Origin of the sequence: Winogradskyella algicola (assembly GCF_005869935.1) — a bacterium.
Lineage (GTDB): Bacteria > Bacteroidota > Bacteroidia > Flavobacteriales > Flavobacteriaceae > Winogradskyella > Winogradskyella algicola.
Genome location: NZ_SZQF01000001.1, coordinates 23,304 through 40,004, shown reverse-complemented (window position 1 = coordinate 40,004; position 16,701 = coordinate 23,304). Strand labels below are relative to the sequence as shown.

General features: G+C 35.0%; 8 protein-coding genes. All 8 read left to right on the top strand.

Features of this window, described 5'->3' with window-relative positions; translation table 11 throughout:
* The first annotated feature begins 18 nt into the window (after window positions 1-18).
* The 8 genes from FC091_RS00165 (at window position 19) to sov (ending at window position 16,643) form a co-directional block, all read left to right on the top strand.
* Window positions 19-1,392 (top strand): urease accessory protein UreE, encoded by a 1,374-nt coding sequence (locus FC091_RS00165; RefSeq protein ID WP_171032424.1) that lies wholly within the window; start codon window positions 19-21, stop codon window positions 1,390-1,392.
* Between the two features lie 25 nt (window positions 1,393-1,417).
* Window positions 1,418-2,482, top strand: coding sequence for a cytochrome c oxidase subunit II (locus FC091_RS00160; RefSeq protein WP_138432265.1), 1,065 nt, complete (start codon window positions 1,418-1,420; stop codon window positions 2,480-2,482).
* 27 nt (window positions 2,483-2,509) lie between these two features.
* Entirely contained in the window at window positions 2,510-4,306 is a 1,797-nt protein-coding gene (locus FC091_RS00155; RefSeq protein ID WP_138432264.1) for a cytochrome c oxidase subunit I, read from the top strand.
* Window positions 4,307-4,374: 68 nt separating this feature from the next.
* Window positions 4,375-5,397, top strand: coding sequence for a Holliday junction branch migration DNA helicase RuvB (gene ruvB, locus FC091_RS00150; RefSeq protein WP_138432263.1), 1,023 nt, complete (start codon window positions 4,375-4,377; stop codon window positions 5,395-5,397).
* 37 nt (window positions 5,398-5,434) lie between these two features.
* Window positions 5,435-6,361: a tRNA epoxyqueuosine(34) reductase QueG gene (gene queG, locus FC091_RS00145; protein WP_138432262.1), complete on the top strand. Its 927-nt coding sequence runs from the start codon at window positions 5,435-5,437 to the stop codon at window positions 6,359-6,361.
* 75 nt (window positions 6,362-6,436) lie between these two features.
* Complete coding sequence (locus tag FC091_RS00140) at window positions 6,437-8,725, top strand: NADP-dependent malic enzyme (protein ID WP_138432261.1); 2,289 nt, start codon at window positions 6,437-6,439, stop codon at window positions 8,723-8,725.
* A 71-nt stretch (window positions 8,726-8,796) separates the two neighbouring features.
* Entirely contained in the window at window positions 8,797-9,378 is a 582-nt protein-coding gene (gene ruvA, locus FC091_RS00135) for a Holliday junction branch migration protein RuvA (RefSeq protein ID WP_138432260.1), read from the top strand.
* A 5-nt stretch (window positions 9,379-9,383) separates the two neighbouring features.
* Window positions 9,384-16,643, top strand: a complete 7,260-nt coding sequence (gene sov / locus FC091_RS00130) for a T9SS outer membrane translocon Sov/SprA (RefSeq protein ID WP_171032423.1) — start codon at window positions 9,384-9,386, stop codon at window positions 16,641-16,643.
* Window positions 16,644-16,701: the final 58 nt, after the last annotated feature.

Sequence of the window (16,701 nt, the reverse complement as noted above, 5' to 3'; positions counted from 1 at the left end):
TAGATAAAGATTATATAAATGGAATATAAAATTTCAAATCGATTAAGAATGGGTGCTATCATTATGATGGTGCTTGGCTTGATAGGCGTTGTATACGGTTTTATGGATTCGCACAGTGTAACAGAAGCCAATATTTCCGAAGTTTTAGCAGCCGAACACCATGGTCATGGCGATGCTCATGCAACCGAATCTCATGGAAACGAACATGCAGATTCTGGACATGGAGAAGTTGTAGCCCATGGCGAAGAACACAATAGCGATAAAGCTCATGGTGGATTAACACATCATGAAGAACATGCACTTCATCAAATTCACAATAGACCTTATGCGGCACTTTACGTAGGAGCATTCTTTTTCTTTATGATTGCTCTAGGTGTACTTGCCTTCTATGCCATTCAATATGCTGCACAAGCAGGATGGTCACCGGTATTATTTAGAGTTATGGAAGGTATAACCTCCTATGTCTTACCTGGCGGTTTAATTGTACTAGCTATTGCATTTGCTGCAGATAGCCATTTGTTTGTTTGGTTAAAAGAAGGTGTTACAGAAGTTGGCCATGAAAACTATGATAAATTAGTAGCAGGAAAATCTGGTTGGTTAAATAAAACAGGTTTCTTTATCAGAGGTCTCATCTTTTTAGGCGGTTGGTCATTATATAGGTATTTTTCAAGAAAATTCTCTATTGCACAGGACAGTGCTGACGACAATAAAAACTTTAAAAAGAATTTCAGAATTTCAGCAGCGTTTTTAGTATTCTACATCTATACAGAGTCTATGATGGCTTGGGATTGGATAATGAGTGTAGATCCTCACTGGTTTAGTACTTTATTTGGATGGTATGTTTTTGCAAGTATGTTTGTAAGTGGTATAACTGTTATAGCAATGATAACCATCTACTTAAAATCCAAAGGATTATTAGAATTTGTAAATGACAGCCATATACACGACTTAGCTAAATTTATGTTCGGTATCAGTATTTTCTGGACCTATTTATGGTTCTCACAGTTTATGCTAATTTGGTATTCAAATATCCCAGAAGAGGTCACCTATTTCGTTACCAGAATTGAACATTATAAGCTACCTTTCTTCGGAATGTTAGCTATGAATTTCATTTTCCCATTACTGTTGTTAATGAACAGCGATTATAAGCGTATTAATTGGTTTGTAATTATGACAGGTATTGTCATCTTATGTGGACATTATTTAGATGTTTTCAATTGGATTATGCCTGCAACAGTAGTAGATAGATGGTTTATTGGTATGCCAGAAATCGGTGCTATTTTATTATTCGGTGGATTATTCTTATTTATTGTATTTACTGCTTTAGGTAAGGCTCCATTGTTAGCTAAAGGAAACCCATTTATGAAGGAAAGTGAACATTTCCACTATTAATATTTAAAAAAGAACAGAAGTAATAATGACTAGTTTATTAACAATTATAATTGTACTCTTTGTAGCTGTTGCCATTTGGCAATTGATAAAGATTTTTGACTTAGCTCAAGTAGGCGCAAGCAATACTCAGATTGCTGATGATAAGGACAATAAAATGAATGGTTATTTAATGATGGGCTTCTTAGCCTTCATATATATAATTACTATACTTTGTTTTTGGTATTTAGGTGATTTACCATTGATGTCTAATTCAGCTTCAGAACATGGTCCAGGTATAGATAATCTAATGGCTATATCTATGGTCGTTATTTTTATTGTACAAACCGTAACACAATTCTTATTACATTATTTTGCTTTTAAGTATAAAGGTGAGAAAGGCAGAAAAGCTTTGTTTTACGCAGATAATAATACCCTAGAGGCCATATGGACTGGTATTCCTGTAATTGTTTTAGCAGGATTAATTATATACGGGTTATTTACATGGAATGATATCATGAACGTCGACGACCAAGAAGACCCATTAATAGTTGAGCTTTATGCACAGCAATTCAACTGGAAAGCAAGATACGGAGGTGAGGATAATGTACTAGGAAAAGCAAACGTTAGACTGATTGATTTAGATAGAGCCAACATATTAGGTGTTGATGAAAATGATCCAAACGCTCAAGACGACGTTATTGTAACGGAATTACACTTACCTGTAAATAGACCAGTTTTATTCAAAATGCGTTCTCAAGACGTATTGCACTCGGCTTACATGCCTCATTTTAGAGCGCAAATGAACTGTGTACCTGGTATGGTAACCCAATTTGGTTTCACTCCAACAGTTACAACAGCAGATATGCGTGAAACAGAAGATATGAAAGATAAGGTTCTTAATATTAATAAAATAAGAACTGAAAAAAGCAAGGAGTTAACTGCAAATGGTGAAGAAGCTTTGGAACCATATGAATTTGATTACCTTTTAATTTGTAATAAAATATGTGGTAAGTCTCACTACAATATGCAGATGAAGATAGTAGTAGAAACAGAGGAAGAGTATAATGCTTGGATGGCTGAGCAGACCACTTTTGCAAAATCATTGAATTAAAAAAAAATTAGAAAAAGAGAATAGATTATGTCAGCAACAGTAGATACACACAATCACGACGATCACGACGTACATCATCACAAAGAAACTTTCGTGACTAAATATATTTTTAGTCAGGATCACAAAATGATTGCTAAGCAGTATTTAATTACTGGAGTAATTGTTATGGGTATCATAGGTATTTTAATGTCTTTGATGATACGTATGCAAATTGCATGGCCAGAACAACCAAATGCTGTTTTTCAAGCACTACTTGGTAAATGGGCTCCAGAAGGGGTTATGGATGCAGATATTTATTTAGCATTAGTTACTATTCATGGTACTATCATGGTTTTTTTTGTGTTAACAGCCGGTTTAAGCGGTACATTTAGTAACCTTTTAATCCCATTACAGATTGGAGCAAGAGATATGGCCTCAGGTTTCCTTAATATGGTTTCTTATTGGTTATTCTTTGTGTCTTGTGTTATTATGATATTGTCCTTTTTTGTCGAAGCAGGTCCTGCAGCAGCTGGATGGACGGTATACCCACCACTGAGTGCACTACCAATGGCACAACCAGGTTCTGGTACAGGTATGACAATGTGGTTAGTGTCAATGGCTATATTTATTGCCTCGTCTTTATTAGGGTCATTAAATTACATTGTAACTGTACTTAACCTTAGAACAAAAGGTATGTCAATGACAAGAATGCCATTAACAATTTGGGCATTCTTCATCACGGCAGTCATTGGTGTAATTTCATTCCCAGTATTATTATCTGCAGCATTACTTTTAATCATGGATAGAAGTTTCGGTACTTCATTCTTCTTATCAGATATATTTATCCAGGGTGAAGTATTACATTACCAAGGCGGTTCTCCTGTACTTTATGAGCATTTATTCTGGTTCTTAGGACATCCAGAAGTATATATCGTATTATTACCTGCTTTGGGTATCACCTCAGAAATTATTGCAACAAATTCTAGAAAACCAATCTTTGGATATAGAGCAATGATTTTATCAATCCTAGCAATCGCATTCTTATCAACGATAGTTTGGGGTCACCATATGTTCGTTTCAGGTATGAATCCTTTCTTAGGTTCTGTATTTACATTTACAACATTGTTAATTGCAATACCTTCTGCGGTAAAAGCATTTAACTATATCACAACCTTGTGGAAAGGTAACCTCCAAATGAACCCAGCAATGCTGTTTTCTATTGGACTAGTTTCTACATTTATCACAGGTGGTCTAACAGGCATTATTTTAGGTGATAGTGCGCTAGACATCAATGTGCACGATACATATTTCGTAGTGGCTCACTTCCATTTAGTAATGGGTATCTCTGCACTGTATGGTGTGTTTGCAGGTGTTTATCATTGGTTCCCTAAAATGTTTGGACGAATGATGAATAAGAATCTTGGTTATATCCATTTCTGGATTACTGCAATATGTGCATACGGTGTATTCTTCCCAATGCACTTTATTGGTATGGCTGGTTTACCAAGACGATATTACACAAACTCAAACTTCCCATTGTTTGATGATACTGCAAACACACAAGTTGTAATTACAGTATTTGCTCTAATTGCCGGTGTAGCTCAAATCATATTCTTATACAATTTCTTCAGTAGCATCTTCTATGGTAAGAAGGCAGAACAAAATCCATGGAGATCAACTACTTTAGAGTGGACGACTCCTGTAAAACACTTGCATGGTAACTGGCCAGGTGCAATACCTCACGTATACCGTTGGCCTTACGATTACAGCAAGCCAGGCCATGATGAAGACTTTGTGCCGCAAACAGTACCAATGAAAGAAGGTGAAGAGGAATTACATCACTAAAGTTTAAGACATATAATTATAAAAAGCCTTTCGATTTAAGAAAGGCTTTTTCTTTATATTTGTTTTGTATGAATGAAAACCTAAATCCATCTAACGATAATTATAGTCCAGAAGAACTTGACTTAGAAAAAAAGTTAAGACCTTTAACTTTTAATGATTTTACAGGTCAAGATCAGGTACTAGAGAATTTATTGATTTTTGTTCAGGCTGCTAATTTAAGAGGCGAAGCACTAGATCATACGTTGTTTCATGGTCCTCCAGGATTAGGAAAAACAACTTTAGCACACATACTAGCAAATGAGCTAGATGTAAACATAAAAGTAACTTCAGGCCCTGTTTTAGATAAACCAGGTGACTTAGCAGGACTTCTTACAAATTTAGAAGATAGGGATGTCTTGTTTATTGATGAAATACATCGCTTAAGTCCAATTGTAGAAGAGTACTTATATTCTGCTATGGAGGATTATAAGATAGACATTATGATAGAATCTGGTCCAAACGCAAGAACGGTTCAGATTAATTTAAATCCATTCACTTTAGTTGGCGCTACCACACGTTCAGGATTGTTAACAGCACCTATGAGGGCTCGTTTTGGAATTAGTAGTCGTTTACAATATTATAAAACAGACTTACTTACTACCATTGTACAACGTAGTTCTTCGATATTAAATGTACCTATTTCTATGGAAGCAGCAATAGAAATAGCAGGTCGTAGTCGCGGCACTCCGAGAATAGCAAATGCATTATTGAGACGTGTTAGAGATTTTGCACAGATAAAAGGTAATGGTAAAATAGATATAGAGATTTCCAAGTTTGCATTGGAAGCTCTAAATGTAGATGCTCACGGTTTAGATGAAATGGATAACAAAATCCTCACAACAATAATCGAAAAGTTTAAAGGAGGGCCAGTTGGAATTACAACTCTAGCTACAGCTGTTAGTGAAAGTGCTGAAACTATAGAAGAAGTCTATGAACCTTTTTTAATACAACAAGGCTTTATTATGCGTACACCAAGAGGTCGAGAAGTAACAGAGCAGGCTTATAAACATCTTGGAAAGATAAAAGGGTCAATACAAGGCGGACTTTTTTGAATTTGTCATACTGAACTTGTTTTAGCATCTCATTTTAATGTTGAACAACAAATCTAGATACACACAACTTATTAAAACCGAAGCAAAACGTCTCGGTTTTTTATCTTGTGGTATTAGTCAAGCAGGATTTTTAGAAGAAGAAGCCCCAAGGTTAGAATCTTGGTTAAATAAAAATATGCATGGCGAAATGCGTTATATGGAAAACCATTTCGATAAACGCTTAGATCCGACACTACTTGTTGAAGGATCAAAAAGTGTGGTGTCTCTGCTATTGAATTACTATCCTTCAGAGGTTCAAACTAACGAATCTTACAAGTTGTCCAAGTATGCTTATGGTACAGATTATCATTTTGTAATAAAGGATAAACTTAAGTTATTGCTGGCTTTTATTCAAGAAGAAATAGGTGAAGTTTATGGACGCGCATTTGTGGATTCTGCACCAGTTTTAGATAAAGCTTGGGCGGCGAAATCTGGTTTAGGATGGATTGGAAAACATTCTAATCTATTAACTCAAAAAGTAGGCTCTTACTATTTTATTGCTGAGCTCATAATAGACTTAGAGTTAGATTATGATACACCAGTTACAGATCATTGTGGTACATGTACTGCTTGTATAGATGCTTGCCCAACGGAAGCTATAACAGAACCCTATGTTGTAGACGGAAGTAAGTGTATCTCTTATTTTACAATAGAATTAAAAGACAATTTACCAACGGAAATGAAAGGTAAGTTTAATGACTGGATGTTTGGTTGTGATATTTGCCAAGACGTTTGCCCTTGGAATCGCTTTTCAAAACCACATAAAGAACCTTTATTTAACCCACACCCTGAGCTGTTAGCAATGACAAAAAAAGATTGGGAAGAAATTACAGAAGACACCTTTAGAAAAGTGTTTAAAAAATCAGCTGTAAAACGAACTAAGTATTCTGGGTTAAAACGAAATATTGAATTTTTAAAGGATTAAACTTTTTTTATAAAAACAATAACTTTTTAGACGATTAAGCATTTGCGTATCTTTGCATCTTAATTAAAATTGATTATGAGCAAACAAAGCAAACGAATAGAAGCTTTATTATATCACGCCAAACCAACTCCAGGAAAGATAAAAGTTGTACCTACTAAGAAGTACGCATCTCAACGCGATTTATCCTTAGCATATTCTCCAGGTGTTGCAGAACCTTGCTTAGAAATTGAAAAAGACGTTAATAACGTTTATAAATATACTGCAAAAGGAAACTTAGTCGCTGTAATATCTAACGGAACAGCTGTTTTAGGCTTAGGAAATATTGGTCCAGAAGCTTCAAAACCTGTAATGGAAGGAAAGGGGTTGCTGTTTAAAATCTTTGCAGATATTGATGTTTTTGATATTGAAGTTAATACCGAAAATGTTGACGACTTTATTGAAACGGTTAAAAATATTGCACCAACTTTTGGTGGTATTAACCTTGAGGATATAAAAGCACCAGAAGCCTTTGAAATTGAACGTCGTCTGAAGGAAGAATTAGACATTCCTGTAATGCACGACGATCAACATGGTACTGCAATAATTTCTGCAGCCGCACTTTTAAATGCTTTAGAACTTGCTGAAAAAAGTATTGAGGATGTAAAAATAGTTGTTAGCGGAGCAGGTGCTGCAGCCATTTCGTGTACGCGATTATACAAAGCTTTCGGAGCTAAGAGTGAAAATATCGTAATGCTAGATAGTAAAGGGGTTATTAGAAAAGATAGAGATAACCTTACGTCTCAAAAAGCTGAGTTTGCAACAGACAGAAAAATAAATACTCTAGATGAGGCCATGAATAATGCAGATGTCTTCATTGGTTTATCTATGGCAGATATAGTAACGCCAGAGATGTTAAAATCCATGTCAGCAAACCCAATTGTTTTTGCAATGGCTAACCCAAATCCCGAAATAAATTACGATTTAGCTATAGACACTAGAGAGGATATCATTATGGCAACTGGTCGTAGTGATCATCCAAATCAGGTTAATAACGTACTCGGCTTTCCATTTATTTTTAGAGGTGCTTTAGATGTTAGAGCCACTAAGATTAATGAAGAAATGAAGATGGCTGCTGTTAAAGCACTATCTAGATTAGCAAAAGAACCAGTTCCAGAACAAGTCAATTTAGCTTATAATGAAACCAGATTAACCTTTGGAAGAGATTATATCATTCCAAAACCATTTGACCCAAGATTAATTGCCGAAGTTCCTCCCGCAGTTGCAAAAGCTGCAATGGAAAGTGGTGTCGCTCAAGAACCAATTGAAGATTGGGATCGTTATAAAAACATTTTATTAGAGCGATTAGGTTCAGATAACAAGTTAGTGCGCCAATTATTGGGTAGGGCACGTACCAATCCTAAAAGAGTAGTTTTTGCAGAAGCTGATCAGTTAGATGTCTTAAAAGCAGCTCAGATAGTATATGAGGAAGGTGTAGCAGAACCTATACTTTTAGGTAGAAAGGATGTTATAGAGAATTTGATGTCTGAAATTGAGTTTGATGCAGACGTTGAAATTATTGACCCAAAATCTGATGAAGAAACTGAACGTAAAAACCAATATGCAAAAGTCTATTGGGAAAAACGACATAGACAAGGAGTAACCTTTTATTCCGCCAAAAAGAAAATGCGCGAACGTAATTTCTACGCTGCAATGATGGTAAACGTGGGTGATGCAGATGCCCTTATTACGGGTTATTCTCGGAGTTATCCTTCAGTTGTAAAACCAATGTTAGAGTTGATTGGCATGGCAGAAGGCGTTAATAGGATTGCAACAACTAACGTTATGGTGACGCAACGTGGCCCTATGTTTTTAAGCGATACAGCGATTAATATAGATCCAGATGCAAAAGATTTAGCCAGAATTGCAAGAATGACATCTAGGGTCGCTAGAATGTTTGGTATAGATCCAGTAACAGCAATGATTTCATATTCCAATTTTGGTTCATCAGAAAATCCAAGAGCAAGAAAAGTTCAGGATGCTGTTGCATTCTTACACAAAGCCTATCCAGATATGGTTGTTGATGGAGAACTGCAAACCGACTTTGCTTTAAATGCTAAAATGCTACAAGATATTTTTCCATTCTCTAAATTAGCAGGGCGTAAGGTCAATACACTTATTTTTCCTAACCTTGATGCAGCAAATATTACTTATAAGCTACTTAAAGAACTCAACAAATCAGAATCTATTGGACCAATTATGATGGGCATGGCAAAACCAGTACATATTCTACAATTAGACGCAAGTGTAGATGAAATTGTTAATATGGCTGCTATTGCTGTTATAGATGCGCAAGAGCGCGAAAAACGTGAGCAAAAGAAGAACTAGTCTTACATTAGTAGCAATCCGTTTATTGTAAATAATTTTATTACATTTGGGACTTTAACCTTTGGTAATAAATGATTACACACTTAGAGGGAAAACTCGTAGAAAAAAATCCTACAGACGTTGTGATAGATTGCAATGGAGTAGGATATTTTATTAATATATCTCTACATACATTTTCTCAAATTACTGATAGAGAAAATCTTAAGTTATATACGTATTTGCAAGTAAGGGAAGATTCACATAGCTTGTATGGTTTTTCTTCTAAAACCGAGCGAGAAATCTTTAAGCTTTTAATTTCGGTTAGTGGAATAGGTGCCAATACAGCACGTACAATGTTATCTTCTTTAACACCAGAACAAGTTAAAGAAGGTATAGCAGCTGGTGATGTAGCTTTAATTCAAAGTGTAAAGGGTATTGGAGCCAAAACCGCTCAACGTGTTATCATAGACCTAAAGGATAAAGTGTTAAAAGTGTACGGTATAGACGAACTTTCTCTCATACCAAACAATACTAACAAAGATGAAGCGTTATCTGCTTTAGATGTTTTAGGATTTAACAAAAAACAATCCGAAAAAGTAGTTGATAAAATATTACAAGCCCAACCCGATGCCCTTGTAGAGCAAATCATAAAAGAAGCTCTTAAAAACTTATAATACAATTGAATATAACTAACTACAATCAATTAAAATCAATCAGTTTTTATGTGTCATTAGTATTTATGATGCTAGTGAGTGTGTCTGTTTTTTCACAAGAACCAGAAGAGCAAGATTCTACAAAAACAACCTATGCATTAGGGAAGCTAAAAATGCCAAATCCCAATAGTATTGTTTCAAAATATACCTATGACCCTATTTTAGATCGGTATGTTTACACTGAAAAAATAGGGGATTTTAATATTAATTACCCTTTAATTCTTACTCCTGAAGAATTTCAACGCTTAGTTTTAGAAGAAAAGCTAAAAGAATATTACAAGCGTATGGCAGATGCTGCTGCAGGGCAAAAGGAAGGAAGTGAAGAAGATCAGAAAAATCTATTGCCAGAGTTTTATGTCAATTCTGGACTTTTTGAAACTATTTTTGGAGGTAACACAATTAGCGTTATACCTAGTGGTTACGCAGAAGTAGATTTAGGAGTGCTTTTTTCTAGACAAGATAATCCTGCCTTTTCCCCAAGAAACCGAACCAACTTCACTTTTGATTTTGATCAAAGAATAGGATTAAGCTTACTTGGTAAAGTTGGTACTAGACTTCAGGTAACGGCTAATTATGATACAGAAGCAACGTTTGATTTTCAACAAATTGTAAAGTTAGAATACACACCAACTGAGGATGATATCATAAGAAAGATAGAAGTTGGTAATGTAAATATGCCACTTAACAGTTCTTTAATTAGAGGTGCGCAAAGTCTATTTGGTGTTAAAACAGAATTACAATTTGGTAAAACAAGAGTTACAGCGGTTTTCTCAGAACAACAATCGCAGTCTAGATCTGTAGTAGCACAAGGTGGTGGTACATTAGAAGAGTTTGAGTTTTTTGCCAGAGATTATGATGAAAATAGGCACTATTTTTTATCGCATTACTTTAGAGATAATTATGACAAAGCTTTATTACAGTATCCATTTATAGATAATCAAGGTCTGCAAATTACCAGAGTTGAGGTATGGGTAACTAACAGAAACAATCAAACTGAAAATGTAAGAAATGTCGTTGCCTTTCAGGATTTGGGAGAATCAGAAGCTGATAATATTGGCTTAGATCCATTACCTGGTGGTTTTATTAATAATCCTGGTGCGCTTCCAGATAATGGTAATAACGACTTTGATCCTACCAATATTGGTGGCGCAGGTTCATTATTAACTGAAGCAGTTAGAGATATTACTAATGTAGAGGCTGGTGTTTCAGTTAACGTTAACGAAGGATTTGATTACGGTAAGCTCGAAGCAGCTCGTAAGCTTGAGCAAGGACGAGATTATGTTCTAAATACTGAGTTGGGATATATATCATTAAACCAACGCTTGTTAAATGACGAGGTTCTAGCAGTTGCGTTTCAATATACAAGAGGAGGTGAAGTCTTCCAAGTTGGTGAATTTGCTAATGATGGTGTAGATGCAACTCAAGTTAGTCAAGGTAATACAGGAAACCAAGTCATCAACAACCAAAGTTTGATTCTAAAGATGCTAAAAAGTGCTGTAACATCTGTAGAGCAACCTATTTGGGACTTAATGATGAAAAACATCTATGATACTGGTGCTTTTCAATTAAGTCAAGAAGATTTTAGATTAAACATTTTTTATACAGAGGCCTCTCCAGTCAACTATATAAGACCAGTTGAGGGTACAACATTTCCACTTTACAATAATAACACACCATTAGATCCTAACGATGATACTGAAATACAAGAAACACCTTTAATACGATTATTTCATGTAGACCGATTAAATATTAACAATGACCCTCAAGAAGGTGGTGATGGTTTCTTTGATTATGTGCCTGGTCTAACGGTTTTAACGCAAAACGGTAAAATTATTTTCACCAAAGCAGAGCCTTTTGGTCGTTATTTATTCGATGTTTTAGACGATGATAACAATCCAAATAATAATGATACGGATTACGAACAAGACATCTATACCAACGAAAATCAGGAAAAATACGTTTACGATTTGCTTTACAAATCAACAAAGACGCAAGCCTTAGATGAGGCAGAGAAAAATAAGTTTCAGATAAAGGGACGTTTTAAAAGTAGTGGTGGCGATGGTGGTATTCCTATTGGTGCTTTCAATGTGCCTAGAGGTTCAGTGAGAGTAACAGCAGGTGGAAGAGTATTAGTAGAAGGTATAGATTATACTGTAAATTATCAGCTTGGTCGCGTAGAGATTTTAGATGAAGCCTTAAAAGCATCCAACACACCAATTAATGTTTCTGTAGAAAATAATGCGGTTTTTGGTCAGCAAACAAGACGATTTACAGGCATAAACGTTGAGCATCAATTCAATGAAAATTTTGTCCTTGGAGCGACCCTTTTAAATCTTAACGAGAGACCAATTACTCAAAAGGCTAATTTTAATTCTGAGCCTATTAATAATACCATCTTTGGATTTAATGGTAATTATTCAACAGAGGTACCGTTTTTAACGAGATTGGTTAATAAACTTCCAAACATAGATACAGATGTACCATCTAATTTATCTGTTCGTGGCGAGTTTGCCTATTTGTTACCAGGTGCGCCAAAAGGTACAGATTTCGATGGTGAAGCTACAGCCTACATCGATGATTTTGAAGGTACTCAAGGAGCGATAGATTTATTAAGTCCTTTGTCATGGTTCTTATCTAGTAGACCAAAAGAATTGCCTGGAAATATAAGAGGTAGTGATGACAATGGAGAAGTAAGTGGTTATGGTAGAGGATTTTTAAATTGGTATACGGTTGATCCTATTTTTTATAGCACTCAACGTCCAGGCGGCATTAGTGATGACGATGTATCAAATTTATATACAAGACGTGTTTTTATTGAAGAGATTTTTCCAGAGGTTGATGTTGTACAAGGGCAGACCTCTGTGATAAATACACTAGACTTAGCCTATTATCCTGATGAAAGAGGTCCTTATAATTTTGACCCACTTGAAGCTCAAGGAGCTGTAACACCAAATCAACGTTGGGCAGGTATATCTAGACAAATCACCTCTACAGATTTTGAACAAGCCAATGTTGAATATATAGAGTTTTGGGTACAAGATCCATTTATGGATAATCCATCTGCTCAAGGAGGTAAGCTTTTTATTAACCTTGGGAATATTTCTGAGGATGTCTTAAAAGATGGAAAAAAACAGTATGAAAACGGACTTCCAGAAGATGGTGATATTTCAATTCTAGAGCCTACAGATTATAATAGTGTAGTGCCTCAAAACCAATCTTTAATTTACACATTTGCTACAACAGGTCAAGAGCGTACTAACCAAGATGTTGGTTTAGACGGTTATGATGATACTGAAGAAATAGCTGTGTACGGTACGCAATTTGGTGATGATCCTGCAAACGATAACTATACGTATTACCTTAATACAGATGGTGATATCTTTGAGCGTTACAAGCAGTACAATGGTTTACAAGGTAACACTCCTGATGTATTTACAGATACCAATAGAGGATCTACAACACAACCAGATGTAGAGGATATTAATCGTGATAACACTATGAATACTATTGATAGTTATTACGAATATGAAGTAGAAATAAACCCAAACAATTTAAATTTAAATAACCCATTAATATACGACACAAAAGAAAATATACCAGTAACGCTTCCAAATGGAGACACACGAAGTGTTAATTGGTATCAGTTTAGAATCCCTATTAATGAGCCTACGAACGCAATTGGTGGTATATCAGACATTAGATCTGTACGTTTTGCACGTATGTATTTAACAGATTTTACTGAAGACGTGGTATTGCGTTTTGCAACTTTAGATTTGGTGAGAAGTGATTGGAGACGTTTTACATTAGATTTAGATAATGATCCAACAAATAACAGTGCAAATGCAGAGTTTAACGTAGGTATTATTGGAGTTCAAGAAAATGATGGGGATTATGTTATACCACCTGGTGTAAGACGTGAAGAACTAAATAATAACAATAACATTATAAGACAGAATGAACAGTCTTTAGTGTTAGAGGCTTGTGAGTTAGAACCCGAAGATTCTAGAGGTGTGTTTAAAAACATCAATGTAGATATGCGTCAGTACAAAAAGCTACGCATGTTCTTACATGCCGAAGCGCAGGAGGGTCAATCGCTTCAAGAAGGAGAGTTGATTGCTTTTATAAGAATGGGTAATGACTTTACGCAAAATTTTTATCAAATAGAAATCCCTTTATTGCCAACCGATTTGGTAGATGGTAATTTATCAATTGAAGAACGTATTTGGCCAGCCGTAAATGAAATTAATATCTCGTTAGATATTCTTCAGGATATTAAATCTCAGGGAATTTTTGATCAAACTTTATCTAATGAAGACCCAACATTTTACGATGTTGTAGATGGTGTGCTAAATGAAACACCAGTTGCAGAATTTTCTCCTTTACCTACAGGGCAACAACGTGTCGCAATAAAAGGTAATCCTAATTTTGGTGATATTAGAGTACTTATGGTTGGTCTTAAGAATTCTGGTGTAACTGGTACAAATGCATGTGGTGAAGTTTGGTTTAATGAGTTGCGTATGTCCGATTTAGAAAACGAAGGTGGTTGGGCTGCTGTTGTGAGTATGGATTCTAATATAGCAGACTTTGCAGATATTAGTGCTACAGGTAGACGCAGTACTATTGGTTTTGGTGGTATAGAGCAATCACCAAACGAGCGAAGTAGAGAAGATGTAAAACAATACGACGTTGTTACCAATGTACAGCTTGGACAATTATTGCCTAAGAAATGGGGAATTCAAATTCCGTTTAATTATTCGCAAAGTGAAGAAATTATTACACCTCAATTCGACGAGTATTACAGAGATATAGAACTACAAACGCAGCTAGATAATACTACCAATCAAGATTCTATACTTAGAGTAAATGAGAATTATACAAAACGAAAGAGTATTAACTTTATTGGAGTTAGAAAACAGCGCACAGGAGAAAAGAAACAACGTTTCTATGACGTAGAAAACTTAACCTTTAACTATTCGTACAATAAAGTTGAGCATCGTGATTTTGAAATTGAAAATTCTTTAGACCAGAACATAAGAGCAGGTGTTAATTATAATTATGCTTTTGAGCCTGCCAGAATAGAACCATTTAAAAAGAATGATTCTTTATTTACAGGAAAGTATTGGAAGATTCTAAAAGATTTCAACCTTAATTTATTGCCATCTAACATTTCGGTAAATACAGATATTAATAGGCAGTTTAGTAAACAAAAGTTCAGAGAAGTAGAGCTCGGAGGAGATAATATTGGTATTGAAGAATTGTTTAGAAGAAACTACACTTTTGATTTTCAGTACGTCATTAATTACAATCTAACAGATGCATTAAGTCTTAATTTTACTGCAGCCAATACAAACATTGTTAGGAATTACTTTATTGATGACCAACTCAATGGAAGACAAGATCCAACACTAGATGTTTGGGATGGTTTCTTTGATTTTGGTGATCCAAATTTCCAAACGCAACAGCTTCAAGTTAATTATGAATTGCCATTATACAAGATTCCTGCTTTAAGCTTCTTAAGAACTACCTATACATATAACGGCGCATTTCAATGGCAAAAAGGTTCAGATTTAAATGAAAATTTAGTAACCGATATCGGAACATTCAACTTAGGACATTCTATACAAAATTCTAATACCCATAATATTAACTCTACCTTAAACATGGAGACTTTTTATAAGTCCATAGGTTTGGTTAGAAAAAATAACAGGCGAGGAAGATCAAGAAATACAAGGGCTAAAGCAAGAGCTGCAACACCAGATACAGATAAATCTTTAAGCAAAAACGATCAAAAGAGAGATCCTAGTAAGTTGAGTACAGGAAAGAAAGCTTACAATACATTGGTAGATATTATTACTATGGTAAAGCGTATTCAATTTGGTTATAGTGAAACTAATGGTACATATTTACCAGGATATTTACCAACACCTGGTTTTATAGGAACGTTAAGGCCAACCTGGGGTTACACCTTTGGTAGTCAAAGAGATATTAGAGATTTAGTAGCGAGAAATGGATGGTTAACAAGATTCCCGGATTTTAATCAACAGTTCACATCAGTAAAAAACACAACTTTAGATTATTCTGTTAATGTTGAGCCAATGCGCGATTTAAAAATCGATTTAATAGGAAACAGAACCTACGCAGAGAACTTCACAGAAAACTTTAGAGTTGATGAAATTGATGATGAATTAACTTATGTTCCTCTTACACCAAATACGTTTGGTAATTTCAACATATCTACAGCATTAATTAAGACAGCATTTGGCAAAAGTGATGAAAACCAATCTGATGCTTTTGATGAATTTAGAGACAATAGATTAATAATTGCTAACCGTCTTGCAAGAGAATTCTACGGGAATACACCATTTAATACAGATGCAGAAGGTTATCCGATAGGATTTGGAAAGAACAGCCAGCGTGTATTGTTGCCTGCATTTCTTTCGGCTTACCATGGTACTAATCCAGAAAAGGTAAGCACAAGAGCATTTAGAGATGTGCCTATACCAAATTGGACTCTAAAGTATACTGGATTAATGAAAATCCCTTGGTTTAAAAAGACCTTTAGACGTTTTTCAATTCAGCATGGTTATAGATCCAGATATACAATTAATCAGTTTAGAACTAACCTAGATTATGATGATTCGGTAGATAATTTAGTAGTAGATTCAGGTACAGGAGTAGGGTCAATAAATCCTGCAAACCAAGATGCTAATGGAAATTTAAAAAATAGAACACTCTACAGCAATATCAATTTAGAAGAGCAATTTAGTCCGTTGGTTCGTTTAGAGTTTGAAATGAAAAATTCTATTAAAGTCTTGGCAGAAATTCAAAAAGACAGAATGTTGTCGTTAAGTTTTGATAACAATTTGCTTACTGAGATTCAGGGTCAGGAATATACGTTAGGCTTGGGTTATCGTATAAAGGACCTTAGAATTAGATCTGCTTTGGCAGGTTCAAAACAAGTTGTGAAGAGCGATTTAAACATGAGGGCAGATATCTCAGTAAGAGATAATAAAACAATTATTAGATATTTAGATTTAGATAACAATCAAATAACGGCAGGGCAAACTATATGGAGCGGAAAGTTTTCAGCAGACTATGCATTCAGTAAAAACCTAACAGCTATTTTCTATTTTGATTATACTTTCTCAGATTTTGCAATATCTACATCATTCCCGCAAACCTCATTAAGGTCTGGTATTACGCTACGATATAACTTTGGAAATTAATTTTGAGATTTTGGTTTGAAAACAAGCAATTAAAAAATTACTTTTGTTGCACTAATAT